Here is an 18,978-nt window from a genome sequence, read left to right as displayed (position 1 = left end):
GGGCGTGCCGGCCGGGGCGGGCGTGCCGGCCGGGGCGGGCGTGCCGGCCGGGGCGGGCGTGCCGGCCGGGGCGGGCGTGCCGGCCGGCGCCGCGCCGCCGGCCTGGAGGCTCTCGGTGAGGTGCTGCCAGGCGCGGCGGCCGGCCCGCTTGATCACATAGCCGCCCGCGATCACGCCCGCTACCAGCAGCAGGAAGACGGTCAGACCGTTGGTGGCCCCGGCGACCACGGTCAGCAGCCAGATCTCCAGCACCATCCAGGCGGCGACACCCAGGGGAACGAACCGGCGGGCGCGTGAGCGCCGGGGCGGGCGGGAACTCGGCGGTGGCGTGACTCCGAACGTCATGCCTCAAGTGTGCCTGGCACTTCCCGCCGCACCCCCTCCGGGTGACGAGAAAGGATCACCTGCGGGCCGGTCCCGGGGAGAACCCGTGTCTCAGCGGCCGCGGAGCTTGTCCACGCGGGAGCCCACGCCCCACACCGTCACCCGCCACAGCGCCTCCACGACGATGTTGCGGCTCATCTTGCTGTCGCCGTGCTCCCGCTCGACGAAGGTGATCGGCACCTCGATGACGTGGTAGCCGGCCTGCACCGCACGCCGGGCGAGGTCGACCTGGAAGCAGTAGCCCTGGGAGGCGACCTCGTCCAGACCCAGGCCCCTGAGGGTCTCCGCGCGGAAGGCCCGGTAGCCGCCGGTGATGTCGCGGAGCGGCAGGTCGAGCGCGAGGCGGGAGTAGAGGCTGCCGCCGCGGGAGATGAACTCGCGGCTCTTCGGCCAGTTCACGACCCGGCCGCCCGGCACCCAGCGGGAGCCCAGGACGAGATCGGCGCCCTTGAGGGCGGTGAGCAGCCGTGGGAGTTCCTCGGGCTGGTGGGAGCCGTCGGCGTCCATCTCCACCAGTACGCCGTAGCCGTGCTCCATCCCCCAGCGGAAGCCCGCGAGGTAGGCGGCGCCGAGGCCCTCCTTGCCCTTGCGGTGCAGGACGTGGACCTGTTCGTCGCCGGCGGCCAGTTCGTCGGCGAGCTTGCCGGTGCCGTCGGGGCTGTTGTCGTCCGCGACGAGGACGTGCGCCTCGGGGACGGCGGACCGGACCCGCGAGACGATCGGCTGGATGTTCTCCGCTTCGTTGTACGTCGGGATGATCACCAACGTGGTACCGAGCGGACCGTACTGCCGCTGACCGTCTGTCACTGCTGTCCCTTCTTGTCCTTCGTACGCCCGCGCCGGGCGGCGACTGCCGCGGCGGCACAGGACAGAAGGCCCACCATAGCGATCACCCACTCGGGAGCCGCACCGGCGCGGTCGGCGAGCGTCATGTCGTCGCGCAGCGGGATGCGCGCGGAGACCACGCCCTGGGTGAACTCGGGGATCCGGCGGGTGACCGTGCCGTCCGGGGCGACCACCGCGCTGATCCCACTGGTGGCCGCGGTGACCACGGCCCGGCCGTGTTCGACGGCGCGCAGCTTGGACATCGCCAGCTGCTGTTCGGGCTGGCCGGTCCGGCCGTAGGTGGCGTTGTTGGTCTGGATGATCAGGGCGCGGGCGCCGGCGTCGACGGTCTCGTGGACGATCTCGTCGTAGGCGACCTCGAAGCAGATGACGTCGCCGAGCCGGGCGGGCCCGACGTCGAGCACTCCGGTGTGGTCCCCGGGGTAGAAGTTGCGGGGTACCCGCTGGAAGCGCGTGATGATCTTGCTCAGCTGTTCCCGGAACGGTACGTACTCGCCGAACGGCACCGGATGCTGTTTGGTGTACGAGGCGCCCGGCCCCTTCTTCGGGTCCCAGACGATGCCCTGGTTGTAGACGTAGCCCTCCTTGGTGGGGTGGTCGACCAGGGCGCCCACGAGGACCGGCACGCCGACGGCCTTCACGGCCCGGTCGATCCGGTCGTAGGCCTGCGGGTACTGGAACGGGTCGAGGTCGGAGGAGTTCTCCGGCCAGATGACCAGGTCCGGCTTCCTGGCGCGGCCGGCCCGGACATCAGCGGCGAGCTTCTCGGTGGCCTCGGCGTGGTTGTTGAGGATCATCATGGGGCGGCCCAGGAAGTCCATACCGGGCCGCTGGACGTTGCCCTGGACGACCGCGATGTCGACGGTGTCGTCGGCCTTCGTGGGGACGGGGACCAGCACACCGGCCCCGGCCACCGCGGCGGCCAGGCCGAACGCCTCCAGCGCCGACACCACCCGGCGCGTCGAGCCGCCCCCGCGCAGCCCCCACAGGGCCAGCGCGCACGCTGCCAGCAGGGCACCGGACAGCGCCACGGCGAAGGTCACCAGCGGGGCACCGCCGACCGCGGCGAGCGGGGTGAACAGCGAGCCGGTGTTGGCGAACGCCAGCCGGCCCCAGGGGAAGCCGCCGAGGGGCACCCGGTCGCGGGCCCACTCCTGGGCGACCCACAGACAGGCGGCCCACAGCGGCCAGGCCGGCAGCCGGGAGGTGACGGCGAGGCCGGCGCCCAGCAGCGCCACGAAGAGCGCCTCGGCGATCGACAGGCCGATCACCGCGTCCCAGCCGACCACATGCAGCCACTTCAGCAGGACCAGGAAGAACGGCACCGCGAACGCCAGGCCGGTCCAGGCGCCCTGGCGGGCGGTCCGGCGGCGGGTCAGCAGCGACAGCGCGGCCACCGCGGCCAGGGACAGCGGCCACAGTCCGTACGGCGGGAAGGCGAGGGCCAGCGCGACACCGGAGACCGCCGCGAGGCCGGTGCGCGGTGCCTCACGGCGGGCGAGCGCGGCGAGCCGCCGGAGCCGTCCGGGGCGGGCGGGCGCCGGGGCGGGCGTCCCGGCGGACGGCACCGGTCCGTCCGGTGCGATGTCGCTGACGGCTTCTGCGGGAGTGTCGGAACCCGATGGCACTGGTCGCCGGGCCTTCCTGGAGGTCGGATGGGGCGCTCCCCGCTCGTCGGGGCGTGGAGGACGGTGTCAGCTGACCGTACATCGGGAGGCCGGGGGTGCGGATCGGGGCCCGGCGCCCTTCGGGCCGGCCCGGGACCCGCTGGCTGCGGGTCGACCGAAAGCCGTTGTCTACTGAGCGTCCGGGCCCCATCCGGGTCGCACCGTCCCCCAGGCTCGTGACGAGCAGGGAGGGACCCCCATCCGGTCGAGATGTTCCGTCGCCCCGTGCCGCTGGTCCTGGACCTGGCTCCCAGCGGCGGTGTGCCGGTGTGGCGCACCGCCCCATGGCCCAGCTGCGTTCGACGACTGCGCGGAGGTCTCCCGGTCGGACGTCCTGTGGTGGACTCGGCCGAACCTACCGGCCGCCGACCGCCTGCTGTCAACAGGTGCTCCGCCTGCGTCGTTTTCGCGTCGCCCCAGGTCAGCCGGGGGCACCCGGTCGAGGGGCAAGTATCTGCGGGCGCGTGCCGCGACGGTACGTGCCCGCCTGATGTCACTCGTTCGGCGGCCCGAAGACCGTCCGGCCGCCGACGACCGTGCTCAGGCACACCGGCAGGTCGCCGCCGGGGGTGAGATCGGGCAGTCCCGGGGTGCCGGACCGGGGGTCGGTGGACCACCGCTCCACCCGTTCGTCGGGGGCCTGGACGATCAGCTCGCCGGTGCGCCAGACCGCGTAGTCGGCGGGCGCGCCGGGCACCAGGACGCCCGCGTCGTCCCGGCCGACGGCCCGCCAGCCGCCACGGGTGTGGGCGGTGAAGGCGGCGCGGGCGGAGATGCTGTGGGCGCGGGTGCGGTGGAAGACGGCGGCGCGGACAGTGCCCCAGGGGTCGAGCGGGGTGACCGGGCTGTCGGATCCCAGGGCGATCGGCACCCCGGCCCTGAGCAGGGCGGCGTACGGGTTGAGGGCGCGGGCCCGCTCGGCGCCCAGGCGGGCGGCGTACATCCCGTCGGTGCCGCCCCAGGCCGCGTCGAAGGCGGGCTGGACGGAAGCGGTCAGGGCCAGGTCGGCAAAGCCGGCGATGGTGGCCTCGGTGAGCATCTCGGCGTGCTCGACGCGGTGCCGGGCGGCGCGGACGCGGTCGAGGCCGACGCGTTCGGCGGCGGCCCGGACGCCGTCCACGACGCTGCTGAGGGCGGCATCCCCGATGGCGTGGAAACCGGCCTGCAGACCGGCCTCGGTGCAGGCGGCGACATGGGCGGCGACCGCGTCCGCGTCGAGGTGGGCGGTGCCGGTGTGGCTGGGGGCATCGGCGTAGGGGGCGTGCAGATGAGCGGTGTGCGATCCGAGGGAGCCGTCGACGAACAGGTCCCCCGCGGCGCCGATCGCCCCGAGCCCGCGGATCCGCTCCGCGTCCTTCGCGGAGGCGACCGCCTCGGCCCAGTAGCCGACCACCCGCGGGCCGTGCGCCTCCCGGGCCAGGGCGAGCAGCCCGGTGAAGTCGTCCTCGCCGGAGATCTCGGGGCCGGCGCACTCGTGGACGGTGCCGATGCCGAGGGAGGCGGCGCGGGCCAGCGCGGCCGCCTGGGCCTCGGCGCGCTGGGCCGGGGTGACGGTGGCGTGGGCGGCCCGGCGGACCGCGTGGTGGGCATCGCCGGTCAGCGGGGCGTCGGGGTGGTAGCCCGGCTGGTCGCGGATGCCGGGGACCAGGTCCAGCAGGGCCGTGGTGACGACCGCGGAGTGCACGTCGACACGGGTGAGGTAGAGCGGGCGGCCGCCGGTGGCCGCGTCCAGCTCGGCCCGGGACGGCGGCCGCCCCTCCGGCCAGGCGCTGGCGTCCCAGCCGTGTCCGAGCAGGATCCGGTCCGCGGGGCGGGCCTCGGCGTACGCGCGGATCCGGGCCAGCGCGTCGGCCAGGGTGGCGGCGCCGGCCAGGTCGAGGCCGGTGAGCGCGAGCCCGGTCGCCGTGGTGTGCACATGTGCGTCCGTGAAGGCCGGGGTGACGAGCGCCCCGTCGAGCCGGACGACCTCGTCGACGCCGTCGGCGAAGGAGTCCGCCGCGCCCTCCTCGCCGACCCAGGCGATGCGGTCGCCCTCGACGACCATGGCGGTGGCGAAGGGGTCCGCGGGGCTGTGCACCTCGCCGCCGCGCAGCAGGACGGTACGGGTGCGGGAGGGTGCGGGATCGGGGGTGCGCTCGCTCATACCGGACAGTCTGGCCCCCGTGCGGTGGTGCCCGGTGCGCGGGGGCCGGATATCGCCGGGTCAGATCCGCGGCGGCCGGGCCTCGTAGGGAGTGGAGAGCACCACCGTCGTACGGGTGGAGACCCCGGCCAGGGTGCGGATGCGGGTGAGCAGGTGCTCCAGCTCCAGCGGTGTGGCGACCCGGACCTTGAGGATGTAGTTCTCGTCGCCGGCCACGCTGTGGCAGGCCTCCAGCTCGGGGACCTCCGCGAGGCGGTCGGAGATGTCGTCCGGCGCACTGGGGTCGAACGGCTTGACCGAGATGAAGGCGGTGAGCGGCAGGCCCACGGCTTCGGGGTCCACGATGGCGGCGTAGCCCCGGATGACGCCACGCTGCTCCAGGCGGCGCACCCGCTGGTGCACCGCCGAGGTGGACAGGCCGGTGGCCTTGCCCAGGTCGGTGTAGCTCATCCGCCCGTCCTTGACGAGCAGATCCACGATTTGTCGGTCCAACTCCTCCACCCGCTCAACCTACTGTGCGCGGGGGCGTATGCGCACCGCGCGCCGGGTCGTGAACACCTTCACGCCGGGCTGTGTGACCAATGCCACACAGGTGAACCCGTGTCCGCGGGGTGGCCGCGATTATGCGCACGGCATGACGGGAATTGCTGGTGGTGGCCAGGACCGCCCGTCACAGGAAGTCAGCGGTCCGAGCGGCCCACCCGAGGGGGATGGACACTATGCGACACCTTCAGCAGGACCCCACAGCCTCGAACACCACCGCCCAGGAGGGCGACAGTCCCGCCCGCTCCGGCGACGACGGTGCGCACGACGCCTGCGAGACCCTGGAGATCTACCGTGTGACCTGCCCCGACTGCCGGCAGCCGATCGCCCTGCTGGCGGACGAGGACAGCCTTCCGGAGCACGCGCTGTGCCCCACCCCGTGGAACCCGTTCGGCCTGACGGTGTGCCAGGGCTCCGGCCGTCCGGTCTCCGGGGCCCCGGAGGCCGACGGCGCTCCGGACGCCGAGGAGCAGGACGCGGCCGTGCTGCTGACGCTCCCGGAGAGCCTGGACTGGCGCCGCCAGCCGTTCTCCCACATCGGCGGCCCGGGCGCCCGGCCGATCCGGGTACCGCGGATGCGCCGGAGCGCCTGAGCGCGCGTACCAACCGCCCGTACGCGGCAGCGCATCGGCGCGCGCCGGACTGTTACCTTCCCCGGGTCGACCGGCAACCGCGCCCGTGTCGACCGCCCACCGCCCCTGGAGCGAAGGTGACCCCACCACCCCTGCACTGCCCGCGCTGCGACCGGCCCGTGGAGGGCTTCGGCGGCTGCCGGAGCTGCGCCGCCGAGGGCATCGGCGTCAACGCGATGCCGCCACTCGCGGATCTGACCGGGCTGGACCTCGCGGGATATCCGGGCGGGCCATGGGGGCTGCCGGCCGCGCTCCCGGTGCCCGGTCCGCCGGTCACGCTCGGCGAGGGGAACGCCCCGAACATCCGGCTGCGGCAGGACCCGGACGGCGGCCGCGACGGCGGCGGCCACGGTGCCCGCCGCGCGCGTCCGGCCGGTGAGCTGTGGCTGAAGTACGAGGGCGGCAATCCGACCGGCTCGCACAAGGACCGGGCGATGGCCGTCGGCGTCGCGGCGGCGCTGGCGTGCGGTGCGGACACCGTGGTCGCGGCGTCCTCCGGCAACGCGGGTGCGGCGGCCGCGGCGTACGCGGCGCGGGCCGGTCTGCGCTGTGTGGTGTTCACCACCGAGGCGGTACCGGCGGGCCTGCGGGCGCAGATCGATGCGCTGGGGGCGGAGCGTGTGGTGCACCGGGGCACCGTGCCGGAGCGGAACGCGGCGATGGCCCGGGCCGTCGAGGAGTTCGGCTGGTACCCGCTGACCAGCTTCTCCGCGCCCTCCCCCGGAGGGAATCGGTACGCCAACGAGGGCTACAAGTCGGTCGCGTACGAGCTGGCGCGGGACTTCGCGGGGCGGCGGATCGACACCGTGGTGGTGCCCACCAGCCGGGCGGATCTGCTGGCCGGAATCGGCCGCGGCTTCCGGGAGTTGGCGGGTGCGGGCCTGATCGCGCGCGAGCCGCGGCTGGTGGCCGCCGAGCCGGCCGCCGCGGCCCCGTACACCGCCGCACTGCGCCACGGGGAGCGCGGCGAGCAGGAGCGGACGCGGGTGGCGAGCCGGCCCACGGTGGCCTTCTCCCTCGGGGAGGAACGGCCTTGCTGGCAGGGGCTCGACGCGCTGTGGCGCAGCGGGGGCACGGCCTGTGCGGTGGACGACGAGGTGATCATGGCGGAGCACCGGCGGCTGGCGGCGGAGGGCCTGCTGCTGGAGCCGTCGTCCGCCGTCGCCGCCGCGGTGGCACGGGAACTGCCCGTCGCTCCCGGTGCGGTGGTGGTCGCGATCGGCACGGCAACGGGCCTCAAGGGCATGGGCGGCTGAGCCGGGGGCACGGGGGCGGCCCGGGGAACTCCCCCGGCCCGCCCCGGCCCTGTCGTCGTTCAGCGCGTCTCGGGGCCCGCGAGGTGGCGGGCGATGACCATGCGCTGGATCTGGTTCGTGCCCTCGACGATCTGCAGGACCTTGGCCTCGCGCATATAGCGCTCGGCCGGGAAGTCCATGGTGTAGCCGTAGCCGCCGAGGAGTTGGACGGCGTCGGTGGTGACCCGCATCGCGGCGTCCGTGCAGAAGAGCTTGGACATCGCCGCCTCCTTGGAGAACGGCAGGCCGGCGTCGCGCAGCCGGGCGGCGCCGAGGTAGAGCGCGCGGCCGGCCTCGATCTGGGTGGCCATGTCGGCCAGCATGAAGCGCAGGCCCTGGAAATCGGCGATCGGGCGGCCGAACTGCCGCCGCTCGGCGGTGTAGGCGAGCGCCTCGTCCAGCGCGGCCTGGGCGACGCCGACGGCACACGCGGCGATGCCCAGCCGCCCGGAGTCCAGGGCGGACAGCGCGATGGTGAAGCCCTGGCCCTCGTCGCCGATGCGGCGGGCGTCGGGGATACGGACGTTGTCGAAGTGCAGCTGGGCGGTGGGCGAGCCCTTCATGCCCATCTTGCGTTCGGGCACCGCGGCGCTCAGGCCCTCGGCATCGCCCGGGACCAGGAAGGCGGTGATGCCGTGGGCGCCGCTGCCGCCAGTGCGGGCCAGGACGGTGTAGAAGTCGGCCACGCCGCCGTGTGTGGTCCAGGCCTTGGTGCCGTTCAGGGTCCAGTGCCCCCCGCTGCCGGCTTCTCCCCCGCCCCCGCCCCGGGTGGCGCGGGTGGTCAGGGAGGCGGCGTCGGAGCCCGCGGCGGGCTCGGACAGGCAGTACGCGCCGAGGAGTCCGCCGCCGAGCATGTCGGGGAGGTGTTCGGCGCGCTGTTCCTTCGTGCCGAAACCGGCCAGGGCGTGGCAGGCGAGGGTGTGGACGCTGACGCCGAGGCCGACGGTCAGCCGGGCGGCGGCGAGCTCCTCCAGGACCTGGAGGTAGACCTCGTAGGGCTGGCCTCCGCCGCCGAACTCCTCGTCGTAGGGCAGGGAGAGCAGGCCGGATTCCGAGAGCAGGGCGAAGGTCTCGCGGGGGAAGCGGCCAGCTTCCTCCTGCTCCGCGGCGGTCGGCCTGATCTCCCGCTCGACCAGCTCGCGTACGAGAGTCAGCAGGTCACGGGCTTCTTCCGTGGGCAGCCTGCGGTCCACCGGCCGGGGGCCGTACTCGGTCATGGCGGCGCTCTCCTCCCTGTCGGGCACTGCGGCGACGCGCGCGGGGTGGGCGACGGCGCCGGTTTCCGTGATGCCAGGCCGATGATCGCGTTCCGGGTCACGAAAGGCGATGACCTGCGACTGTGGCGCTAGGAGTATGCCCGATCGGCGGCTCCTCGTCACGGGTTGATCAACTGCGGCTGTGGGTCCGGCCCGTGTCGGGGCGCCCGGCGGACCGCTGCGGCCCGGCCGCGAGATTGGTCCGAACCATTGACGCACTGGTCTAGTCCTTCTACCTTCTGCTGCAACGTTCCGCGCGTTCATGCCAATTCGCCACGACGGACGCGGGTCACCACACGGAACACAGGTCACGGCACCACGGGTTGCGACTCCACCCCTCGCCCCCTCGAGGAGACGACATGCTCAGACCGCACCGCGTACGATCCCCGCGCAGGGTGATCGCCGCCGCCACCGCGCTGTGCACGGCGGCACTGGCCGGCACCCTGCTCGCCGCCCCGGCCTCCGCCGGCCCCGCGAAGGCCTCCCCCGCGCACACCTCCCCCACCGCCACCGCGGCCGGGAACAAGGTCGTCGGGTACTTCACCAACTGGGGCGTCTACGACCGCAATTACCACGTCAAGAACATCGAGACGTCGGGTTCGGCGGACAAGCTGACGCACATCAACTACGCCTTCGGCAACGTCCAGGGCGGCAAGTGCGCGATCGGCGACTCCTACGCCGACTACGACAAGGCCTACACCGCGGACCAGAGCGTCGACGGCAAGGCGGACACCTGGGAGGACGGCGCGCTGCGCGGCAACTTCAACCAGCTCAGAAAGCTCAAGAAGCTGCATCCCGGCCTCAAGGTGATCTGGTCGTTCGGCGGCTGGACCTGGTCCGGCGGTTTCACCGACGCCGCCAAGAACCCCGAGGCGTTCGCCCAGTCCTGCCTCGACCTGGTCGAGGACAAGCGCTGGGCGGATGTCTTCGACGGGATCGACATCGACTGGGAGTACCCCAACGCCTGCGGCCTGACCTGCGACACCAGCGGGAAGGACGCCTTCACCAAGCTGATGAAGGCCACCCGGGAGAAGTTCGGCAAGGACAATCTGGTGACCGCCGCGATCACCGCGGACGCCTCGGACGGCGGCAAGATCGACGCGGCGGACTACGCGGGCGCGGCCCAGTACGTCGACTGGTACAACCCCATGACGTACGACTACTTCGGCGCCTGGGACGCCAAGGGCCCGACCGCCCCGCACTCCCCGCTCGCGTCGTACGACGGCATTCCCAAGGCCGGCTTCAACACCACCGACACCACCAAGAAGCTGCTCGGCCTCGGTATTCCGGCGGACAAGCTGCTGCTGGGCCTCGGCTTCTACGGCCGCGGCTGGTCGGGCGTCACCCAGGACGCCCCGGGCGGTACGGCCACCGGTGCGGCCGCGGGCAAGTACGAGGCCGGTATCGACGACTACAAGGTGCTCAAGGTCCGCTGCCCGGCCACCGGCGAGGTGGGCGGCACCGCCTACGCGAAGTGCGGTGACCAGTGGTGGAGCTATGACACCCCCAAGACCATCGGCACGAAGATGGCCTTCAAGGACGCCCAGGGCCTGGGCGGCACGTTCTTCTGGGAACTGAGCGGCGACACCACCAACGGCGAACTGATCAAGGCGATCAGGTAACCGCGGTATCCGGTCCGGACGGGCGGGAGGTGGCGGCCTCCCGCCCGTCCACCTGTTCCGGGCGGCTTTGACGTCGCGTCAGGCCACTATTGTGGGGATCTCGGGGCGCGATACGGCGGGTACCGCGCCGACAGCGACAGGGAGACAGTCCATGGCCCGTTACGCCAGCCCGGGGTCCGACGATGCCGTCATGAGCTATCTGCCCCGTTACGATCACTGGATCGGCGGGGAGTTCGTGGCACCCTTACTGGGCCGGTACTTCGAGAATCCGACACCGGTCAACGGACAGCCGTTCACCGAGGTCGCCCGCGGTACGGCCGAGGACGTGGAACGCGCCCTGGACGCGGCGCACGCCGCGGCGCCGCACTGGGCCCGTACGTCCGCCGCCGACCGCGCCGCCGTCCTCAACAAGATCGCCGACCGGATGGAGCAGCACCTGGAGGCCCTGGCGGTCGCCGAGAGCTGGGAGAACGGCAAGCCCGTACGGGAGACGCTGGCGGCCGACATCCCGCTCGCCATCGACCACTTCCGCTACTTCGCCGGCGCCATCCGTGCCCAGGAGGGCTCGCTGTCGGAGATCGACGAGGACACCGTCGCCTACCACTTCCACGAGCCGCTCGGCGTGGTCGCCCAGATCATCCCCTGGAACTTCCCGATCCTGATGGCGACCTGGAAGCTCGCCCCGGCCCTGGCCGCCGGCAACACCGTCGTCCTGAAGCCGGCCGAACAGACCCCGGCGTCGGTCCACTACCTGATGTCCCTCATCGCCGATCTCCTGCCGCCCGGCGTCGTCAACATCGTCAACGGCTTCGGCGTCGAGGCGGGCAAACCGCTGGCCTCCAGCCCGCGGGTGGCCAAGGTCGCCTTCACCGGCGAGACCACCACCGGTCGCCTGATCATGCAGTACGCGTCCGAGAACCTGCGCCCGGTGACCCTCGAACTGGGCGGCAAGAGCCCGAACATCTTCTTCGACGACGTCTCGTCCGCGGCCGACGACTTCCGGGACAAGGCGCTGGAAGGCTTCACCATGTTCGCCCTCAACCAGGGCGAAGTGTGCACCTGTCCGTCCCGCGCGCTGATCCAGCGCGGCCACTACCAGGACTTCCTCGCCGCCGGTGTGGCCCGTACGGAGAAGATCGTCCAGGGCCACCCGCTGGACACCGACACCATGATCGGCGCCCAGGCCTCCAACGACCAGCTGGAGAAGATCCTCTCGTACCTGGACATCGGACAGCAGGAGGGCGCCCGCATCCTGACCGGCGGCACCCGTGCCGAGCTGGGCGGCGAGCTGGAAGGCGGCTACTACGTCCGGCCCACGGTCTTCGAGGGCAACAACGACATGCGGGTCTTCCAGGAGGAGATCTTCGGCCCGGTGGTGGCCGTCGCACCGTTCAGCGACTTCGAGGACGCGATCGGCATTGCCAACGACACCCTCTACGGCCTGGGCGCGGGCGTCTGGACCCGTGACGGCTCCACCGCCTACCGCGCGGGCCGCGCCATCCAGGCCGGCCGGGTATGGACCAACTGCTACCACGCCTACCCCGCACACGCGGCGTTCGGCGGCTACAAGCAGTCCGGAATCGGCCGCGAGACGCACAAGATGATGCTGGACCACTACCAGCAGACGAAGAACCTCCTGGTCTCCTACTCCCCGAAGAAGCTCGGCTTCTTCTAGAGGCCCGAAAAAGGCGCCTGACCTGGGCTTTTGCCCGTCAGGCGCCTTCCGCGCGACCCGCTCAGCGCAGGTGGCCCCGTTTACGTCATAACTACCAGTTTCTCCCACCGCTATCCCGCTCCTGACCAGCTGTTCCGGACCAGTCGCGGACCAAAACCCCGGCTCACCCCACAGGCGCCGCGCCCTGGCTGACGCGGCCCCACTCCTCCATCGACTGCTCGATGAGGCGGTTGGCCAGCTCGGCTTGACCCATCATCCCGGCACCCAGCAGAGGTGAACGGCACTCACCGAAGGACGGCGTCCACGCCGCCGGTGCAGACGCTGTGCGACGCGGCAGGCTGGCACGAACAGCCGGAGTACCTGGAGGCGTCGGAGCGCCCGAACATCACGCTTCAGGTCCTGCCGCTCGGCTCCGGCCTGGATGGGCTGGTGAGCACCGACGTGTTGTTCCTGCGACTGCTGGACGGCGGTACGGTGGCGTACACGAAGAACGCGCACCGTGGCGAACCGACCGAGGAAAACGCCTCAGTTGAGGAAGCTGCAACGCGCGTACGATGCGATACGTGACCAGGCGCGGAATCCTGCCGAGTCGCGGAAGTTCATCATGCGGATGCCGGAGAAGCACCGTGCGAACCATCGACCTGACCAACATGACATGGCGCAAGAGCTCCTACAGCAACCCGGACGGCGGGGCGTGCATCGAGGTCGCCGACAGCCTCCCCGCCGTCGTCCCCGTCCGCGACGGCAAGGACTTCGAGGCGGCCGCGTGGTCCTCCTTCGTCGCCGCCGTCGAGGGCACGGAGCTGCCCGCCTGAACCCACCCATCGCCCCGCTTGTCTGACCTTCCCGACGGAGGAAACCTCAGGACGCCCCCGCTGGGTCACGAGGAGGGGGACCAGGGTTCCAGCCCCAGACGAGCTCCCCACGCCAAAGGGGTGCCAGTAGAACTGCGACGTTCCCACGATGTTCCGGTCCCACTGAAAATGCACCATCCATCCCTTTCTGACGGGAATAAGAAGGTTATCCTGGATGCCCGTTCCCACGAGGAAACCTTTCGAAAAGCCGCCGCCATCAGCCGTCTGTAGGTCGATACGCATGCTGCCGTCCCTCGCCGCGACGAAAAGCAGCCCATCGGTCTCCGCTGACGCGTAGGCCCCGTAGTGACCCGCCGGCCAGCCGATTTCTTGTAGCCCGATCATGTTTGTTTGCCGTGCACGCCCAGATCGCTGACTTCCATGTCGGGTTTGTTGACAGTCACGTAGGTGCTGAGGGTCCGTTCCGCGGTCCCGGTTCCCTGCTGGATGCGGCCGCGGAGGTAGAACATCGTGTTGCGGCGGATGTCCTGGACGGGGAAGGTACTGTAACCGGTGACCTCGATCTCGGTGTTCTCGTACAGCAGGTGGTACGTGGCTCCAGTTCCCTCGGGGCGTTCCCAGGTGAGGGTGACGGTGTCACCGTTGTCGATGTAGGCGCGGTCGGGCTTGAGGTTCCTGAGGTAGAAATCGGCTGGGAACTTGCCGATATCCAGCGTCTGGTTCTCCGTTTTCCAGGCGCTGTTGCCCGGCTTGCGCCAGGAGAGTTCGATGCCGATCGGGGCGGTGCCGATCTGTCGGTTGATGCGGAGCTTGTTGAGCTGGAGGGTGAGTCCCCGTTCGGGGCCGATGGTGGCGTGTTCGGAGTCGGGCTTGAACAGGATGCGTTCGTTGGCCTCGCCGGGAGTGGCGGTCCATCCGGAAGGGGCGGGGACCTGCATGCCTGTGTAGTCGAGGACGAGCTGCCATGCCTCGGAGCCGACGGGGAGGTAGACGGCGATCTCGTTCGTCTCGATCGGGTCGACGGCGATCCGGCTGGCGACGATGACCAGGTCACCGAGTTCCACGGTGCCCTCGGCGGGGCTGACGGTGAGGGGGTCGGGGACGGTGGTGAGGGAGTACTGGACCTGACTGCCGAAATCGGAGGCCGTCTCCGGGGGTGCGGGGGTGGTCTGGGTGACGATGCCCATGAGCATGCTGCCTTTCGAGATTGTTGATCGGATGTCAGCTGTCAGCTCGGGTGGCATCCGCTGCTTCGCTGAGGACGAGGAAGCCGGAGCGGATCTCCGGGTTGCCCAGGGGCATGTCCCCGGGGTCGGGGACGGTGATGGGGAGGGGGCGCCAGGTGCCGGCGGTGCCGGCCGGTTCGGTCCAGATCCAGGTGCCGGTGGCGGTGGCCGGGTGGGGCAGGACGGCGGTGACCGGGTCGGGGGTGGTGGGAGCGAGGAGGGGCCCGGTGCGGAAGCAGACGGCCATTCGTGCCAGGGCGTTGGGGTGAACTGGGACGGGACGTCGACCGAGGCAATGGGGAGGAAGTCCTCCAGTACCAGCACGGACAGCACGGCCGGGCTCTCCCGGTTGCCCAGCCGCCGCAGGTCCCCCAGAAGCCGGGCGATGATGCCCGAGGAGGAGATGTAGGTCACGCCCGCGAGTGCCAGGATTGCGCCGGCGTCAAGCCCCAGCAACCATCCCGCCACAGCTCCAGGGGCCGCGTTCAGCACGAGGTCGACCACCGCGGACGGCAGATGGCGGCGCAGGCTGATGGTGAACTCCGGCACGGTGAACTCCAGGCCGAGCACCAGCAGCAACAGCACCACCCCGATGCCCGCCCCGGTCTCCACGAACGGGCCGGCCGCCGGAACCGGTGCGATGCCCCCCTCACCCAGAGCCAGCCCCGCCAGGAGATAGAGCGGAATGGGCGACAGCGCGAAACGCCGGGCCAGCGCCCCGAACAGGCTCAGCGCGGCCAGGATGACCCCCAGCTCCAGCAGCAGGGCAACCGAGACCTTCACCGATCAGCCTGGACGATACGTTCCACCGCGGCAATTCCTTCGTGGGTTCCGATCACCACCAGCACATCCCCCGCGCGCAGCACCTGTCCCGGCCCCGGGGAGGGAATCACCTCTTCACCGCGCACGACCGCCACGATGGTCGCGCCAGTCCGCGTCCGGGCCCTGGTCTCCCCCAGCGGACGGCCGGCGTAGGGCCCGCCCGTACGCACCTCGACCTGCCCGGCACTGAGCCCCGGCACCTCCTTGGTCAGATCCGCGAACCGCTCGGCGATGCGTGGAGCACCCAGAATTTCGGCGAGGGCGTCGGCCTCCTCGTCGGTCAGCCGGAACACGAGCCGCGCCTCGTCCGGATCCGCACCCTCGTAGACCAACAACTCGAAGTCACCCGACCGGCGAGCGACGACACCCATCCGATCCCCCTCCCGGTTGACGAACTCGTAACGCATCCCCACCCCGGGCAACAGCACCTCGTTGACATCCATGCGTCAATCATTATTTCGTACGCAAATGTGGACGTGTATGCATTGAGAGGGCATATGGGGGTTCATCACGGTGCAAGACCGTCCGACAGCCATGTTCGGCGTACCTTTGCTGCCACTCGGGCAGCCGAGCCTCGGCTTCCCGTCCGACGGCCGCACGGCATCGCTCATGCCGCGCAGCATGGGGCCGCATGGGACAGAACGCACGGGCCTGTCGGCTCTTCCTCGCGCGGCTCCGCGTCGGAAGCTGGACAGTGGAACTAGCTGGGCCCGAAGGGGTGCGCCCGATGTCCTGTGTGACCGCCGGTCTGAACGGGTCTCCCGAGAGCGTTGCCGCCGCCGAATGGGCGGCGCGCGAGGCGCTACTGCGTGCGGTGCCGCTGCGCCTGGTGCACGCGGACGAGTGGCCGGCCTGGGCGACTATTCCAGCGGCCTCCGCACAGGTGCGGGACGGCTGGGCCCACGGACTGCTGGCCGAGGTCGCGGCGGAGTTGCAACAGGAACACCCTGCCCTGGAGATCAGCACACGGCTGCTGTGGGGGCCGCCGGCCACCGCCCTGTCCATCGAAGCGGCCGACGCTGATCTGCTGGTGCTCGGCTCGCGCGGGCTGAGCGGCGTCAAGGGCTTCCTCATCGGGTCGGTCGGCATGGCGACCATCACCTCCACCGAGCAGCCGGTCGTCCTGGTGCGTGCGCCGAAGCAGCCGGGCGAACAGCCCCCGTCCGCACCGCCCAAACCCTCCCGCGACGTGGTCGTGGGCGTGGACATCCAGCATCCCTGCGACGCCCTCCTGGCCTTCGCCTTCGACGAGGCCGCACGGCGCGACCGCCCCCTTCGAGCCGTGTACGGCTGGTCACTGCCGCCGCTCGCCCGCTCCGCCCCCGCGCTCGAAGAAGCCGAGCGGGAGATGGCCCCGGACATCGCCCGACGGCTCAGCGAAGTGCTGCTGCCCTGGAGGCGGAGGTTCCCGTCGGTCGACGTCGAGGAGCGTTCGCCCATCGGCGGCCCCGCACCGCAGTTGCTGCACGCCGCAGCCGATGCGGAGCTCGTGGTCATCGGCCGACGTGTCCGCAGGTCCCCCCTGGGAACACATATCGGGTCCGTCGCCCACGCGGTACTGCACCACTGCCCCGCGCCCGTCGCCGTCATCGCCCACGGCTGACCGCCCACCGGCCCCCGCTCCTCGCCGTTCACTCGTGTCGGGGTACGGCCCTGCCCCTCCGCGCGGCGATATTTGCCCCATGAACACCGCTGTCGCGGTGGTGGCCGCGCTGCTGTCCGCTATGAGCTTCGGAGTCGCGTCGCTGCTCCAGCAACAGGCGGCGAGCGAGGCACCCGCACGGGAGTCGCTGCGGCTCCGGCTCGTGCTCGACCTGGCCCGCCGGCCGCAGTGGCTGGCGGGCATGACCCTGGCTGTCTTGTCCTTCGCCCTGTTGGGCCTTGCCCTGGCCTTCGGTCCGCTGGTCCTGGTCCAGCCGGTGGCGGCCACCGATCTCGTGTTCGCCCTGCCGCTTCTGGCCTGGCGCCGCACGGTGCGCCTGACCCGCCGGGAGGCTGCCGGGATCGTCTGTACGGCAGGTGGTGTGGCCATGTTCCTCACGGTGCTGCCGCCGGCCCCCGCCGGCACGGCGATTCCCTCGATTCGCGACTGGCTGCCCGTGCTCCTGGCCATCGTCGGCGCAGTGGTGCTCCTGGCAGCCATGGGACGGAGCAGCCAGGCGACGGCCCGGACGGCGCTCTACGCGATCGGCGCGGCGCTGCTGTTCGCCCTGCTCGACAGTCTGACCAAAGCCGCGGCCGGACGGTTCCGGGCCGAGGGACTCGGCGCACTGTCCCACTGGGAACCGTATGCGCTGATCGTCATCGGCGTGGCGGGGCTGATCCTGTCGCAGAGTTCCTATCAGGCCGGATCCCTGGCCATCAGCCTGCCGCTCATCGACACTCTGGAGCCGATGGGCGCCGTGCTGATCGGTGTCGCCGTCTTCGACGAGCAGCTCGCCTCGTCCACCTGGGCGCTGGCCGTGCAGGCACTGGGGGCGGCCACGGCCGTTGGCGGCATCGTGCTCCTGGACAGGTCGCCACTGGCTCGGCCCTGAGGACCGCGGGCCGTCACGGTGGACCCACGCAAATCCGCTTCATCGTCTGGTGCCGGCGTGTTCGCCAGTCGGGGTCCATGGTGAAGGCCCAGCGCACTCATCTCTCCCCGCCCTTGATCGTCTTCACTCACGTTCGTGATCATGTTGGCCGTTCACCTGCCCGCAGGAACCCCCGCTGATCAGGCCTTACCGTTCAACGAGCATGAACCACAGCTGCCGTTTCTGTTCTGCCCGGCGTTCCGAGGTAGCTTGGGAGAAGGCCCTTAAAGGAGGGCGATTCGATGCCGTGGTTCGTATGGCTGCTCGCCGCCGCGGCGCTGGGCGCCGCGGAGTTCTTCACCCTGACCCTGGTCTTCGGACTGCTGGCGGGTGCTGCATTGGTTGCCGCCGTAGTCGCCGGCGTGGGCATCGGTATCCTCGGCCAGCTCGTGGCCTTCGGAGCAGCAGCGGCAGCGGGACTCGTCCTCGTCCGTCCTGTCGCACTGCGGTATATGGCGCAGCAGCCCCTCACACGCGAGGGCGTTGATGCGCTGATCGGCAAGCGGGCCGAGGTCATGCAGGAGGTCACCGCGACCCACGGCCTGATCAAGCTCTCCGGCGAGGAGTGGTCCGCCCGCGCCCTCGACGAGAGCCTTGTGATCCCGGTGGGAGCGCTGGTGGATGTCATGGAGATCGAAGGCGCCACGGCCATCGTCTACCCCCGCGAACTCCTGCCATGAGCGGCTGAACACGTAGCAGCGGAGGCACTGTGGATCCCGTTGTCATCCCCATTCTTGTGGCGGCCATTGTTGTCGTCTTCCTCGTGGCCTCCACTGTGCGGATCGTCCCGCAGGCGCGCCGCTACAACATCGAGCGGTTCGGCCGGTATCGCCGGACGCTGCAGCCCGGCCTGAACTTGGTCCTGCCGGTGGCGGACCGCATCAACACCAAACTCGACGTGCGCGAGCAGGTCTATTCGTCCGACCCCAAGCCGGTGATCACCGAGGACAACCTCGTGGTGAATATCGACACCGTGCTCTACTACCAGATCACTGACCCGCGGGCGGCGGCCTACGAGGTCGCTGACTACCTGCACGCGATCGATCAGCTCACCGTGACCACGCTGCGTAACGTCATCGGCAGCATGGACCTGGAGGAGACGCTCACCTCACGTGAGGAGATCAACGCCCGGCTCCGCGCCGTCCTCGACGATGCCACCGGCAAGTGGGGGATCCGGGTCAACCGCGTCGAGATCAAGGCCATCGATCCACCGAACACCATCAAGGAAGCGATGGAGAAGCAGATGCGGGCCGAGCGTGACAAGCGCGCGGCCATCCTGCACGCCGAAGGGGACCGGCAAGCCAAGATCCTTACCGCGGAAGGCACGAAGCAGAAGGACATCCTGGAGGCACAGGGCACGCAACAAGCCATGATCCTGCGGGCGGACGGCGAGGCAAAGGCGGTGGAGCGCGTCTTCCAGGCCGTCCATCGCAACAATGCCGACCCGAAGGTCCTGGCCTACAAGTACCTCGAGAC

General features: G+C 71.0%; 16 protein-coding genes and 2 pseudogenes. 10 read left to right on the top strand and 8 right to left on the bottom strand.

Annotated features, from left to right (window positions below; genetic code table 11):
• The 5 genes from AZE13_RS24345 to AZE13_RS24325 all read right to left on the bottom strand — a co-directional run.
• A partial coding sequence (locus AZE13_RS24345; RefSeq protein WP_147264716.1) for an FxsA family protein occupies window positions 1-345 on the bottom strand: 345 nt, incomplete at its 3' end.
• A gap of 90 nt (window positions 346-435) precedes the next feature.
• Window positions 436-1,191, bottom strand: coding sequence for a polyprenol monophosphomannose synthase (locus AZE13_RS24340; protein ID WP_066935988.1), 756 nt, complete (start codon window positions 1,189-1,191; stop codon window positions 436-438).
• Window positions 1,188-2,858 (bottom strand): apolipoprotein N-acyltransferase, encoded by a 1,671-nt coding sequence (lnt, locus tag AZE13_RS24335; RefSeq protein WP_066935985.1) that lies wholly within the window; start codon window positions 2,856-2,858, stop codon window positions 1,188-1,190. The genes AZE13_RS24340 and lnt overlap by 4 nt, the downstream gene beginning before the upstream one ends.
• A gap of 532 nt (window positions 2,859-3,390) precedes the next feature.
• Window positions 3,391-5,040: an amidohydrolase gene (locus tag AZE13_RS24330; RefSeq protein WP_066935982.1), complete on the bottom strand. Its 1,650-nt coding sequence runs from the start codon at window positions 5,038-5,040 to the stop codon at window positions 3,391-3,393.
• Window positions 5,041-5,100: 60 nt separating this feature from the next.
• The gene (locus tag AZE13_RS24325; RefSeq protein ID WP_043268198.1) at window positions 5,101-5,541 is read right to left on the bottom strand and encodes an Lrp/AsnC family transcriptional regulator; all 441 of its coding nucleotides are present in this window, start codon (window positions 5,539-5,541) and stop codon (window positions 5,101-5,103) included.
• A 209-nt stretch (window positions 5,542-5,750) separates the two neighbouring features.
• Between AZE13_RS24325 and AZE13_RS24320 the strand changes: the two genes are divergently transcribed.
• Entirely contained in the window at window positions 5,751-6,176 is a 426-nt protein-coding gene (locus tag AZE13_RS24320; protein WP_066935980.1) for a hypothetical protein, read from the top strand.
• 116 nt (window positions 6,177-6,292) lie between these two features.
• Window positions 6,293-7,471 carry a pyridoxal-phosphate dependent enzyme gene (locus AZE13_RS24315; RefSeq protein ID WP_066935977.1) on the top strand — a complete coding sequence of 393 codons (1,179 nt, stop codon included), beginning with the start codon at window positions 6,293-6,295 and terminating at the stop codon, window positions 7,469-7,471.
• Between the two features lie 59 nt (window positions 7,472-7,530).
• Here the strand turns inward: AZE13_RS24315 and AZE13_RS24310 are convergent, their stop codons facing one another.
• Window positions 7,531-8,727: an acyl-CoA dehydrogenase family protein gene (locus AZE13_RS24310; RefSeq protein WP_066935974.1), complete on the bottom strand. Its 1,197-nt coding sequence runs from the start codon at window positions 8,725-8,727 to the stop codon at window positions 7,531-7,533.
• Window positions 8,728-9,125: 398 nt separating this feature from the next.
• Here AZE13_RS24310 and AZE13_RS24305 point away from each other — a divergent pair, with 398 nt between their 5' ends.
• The 4 genes and pseudogenes from AZE13_RS24305 (at window position 9,126) to AZE13_RS24290 (ending at window position 12,878) form a co-directional block, all read left to right on the top strand.
• On the top strand, window positions 9,126-10,388 hold the full coding sequence (locus AZE13_RS24305; protein ID WP_066935971.1) for a glycoside hydrolase family 18 protein: 1,263 nt from the start codon (window positions 9,126-9,128) through the stop codon (window positions 10,386-10,388).
• A gap of 151 nt (window positions 10,389-10,539) precedes the next feature.
• The gene (locus AZE13_RS24300; RefSeq protein WP_066935968.1) at window positions 10,540-12,063 is read left to right on the top strand and encodes an aldehyde dehydrogenase family protein; all 1,524 of its coding nucleotides are present in this window, start codon (window positions 10,540-10,542) and stop codon (window positions 12,061-12,063) included.
• A gap of 321 nt (window positions 12,064-12,384) precedes the next feature.
• Window positions 12,385-12,708, top strand: a pseudogene (locus AZE13_RS24295) (Scr1 family TA system antitoxin-like transcriptional regulator); the annotation flags it as partial.
• Complete coding sequence (locus AZE13_RS24290) at window positions 12,690-12,878, top strand: DUF397 domain-containing protein (RefSeq protein ID WP_066935962.1); 189 nt, start codon at window positions 12,690-12,692, stop codon at window positions 12,876-12,878. The pseudogene AZE13_RS24295 and the gene AZE13_RS24290, both read left to right, overlap by 19 nt.
• A gap of 1,511 nt (window positions 12,879-14,389) precedes the next feature.
• Here AZE13_RS24290 and AZE13_RS34330 read toward each other — a convergent pair.
• Window positions 14,390-14,887: pseudogene (locus tag AZE13_RS34330) on the bottom strand (cation:proton antiporter); the annotation flags it as partial.
• Complete coding sequence (locus AZE13_RS24275) at window positions 14,884-15,369, bottom strand: cation:proton antiporter regulatory subunit (RefSeq protein WP_066935952.1); 486 nt, start codon at window positions 15,367-15,369, stop codon at window positions 14,884-14,886. The pseudogene AZE13_RS34330 and the gene AZE13_RS24275, both read right to left, overlap by 4 nt.
• Window positions 15,370-15,653: 284 nt before the next feature.
• Between AZE13_RS24275 and AZE13_RS24270 the strand changes: the two genes are divergently transcribed.
• The 4 genes from AZE13_RS24270 to AZE13_RS24255 form a co-directional block, all read left to right on the top strand.
• Window positions 15,654-16,529, top strand: a complete 876-nt coding sequence (locus AZE13_RS24270; protein WP_066935949.1) for a universal stress protein — start codon at window positions 15,654-15,656, stop codon at window positions 16,527-16,529.
• Between the two features lie 79 nt (window positions 16,530-16,608).
• Window positions 16,609-17,463 (top strand): DMT family transporter, encoded by an 855-nt coding sequence (locus AZE13_RS24265; protein WP_066935946.1) that lies wholly within the window; start codon window positions 16,609-16,611, stop codon window positions 17,461-17,463.
• Between the two features lie 281 nt (window positions 17,464-17,744).
• Window positions 17,745-18,182, top strand: a complete 438-nt coding sequence (locus tag AZE13_RS24260) for an NfeD family protein (RefSeq protein WP_066935943.1) — start codon at window positions 17,745-17,747, stop codon at window positions 18,180-18,182.
• 29 nt (window positions 18,183-18,211) lie between these two features.
• Window positions 18,212-18,978, top strand: a 767-nt coding sequence (locus AZE13_RS24255) for an SPFH domain-containing protein (RefSeq protein WP_066936352.1), incomplete at its 3' end; no start/stop codon positions are given.

The sequence above is a fragment of the Streptomyces sp. NBRC 110611 genome, from assembly GCF_001590865.1.
Classification (GTDB): Bacteria; Actinomycetota; Actinomycetes; order Streptomycetales; family Streptomycetaceae; genus Streptomyces.
The sequence above is the reverse complement of the archived record's forward strand: the minus strand, read 5'-3'. Positions and strand labels throughout refer to the sequence as shown.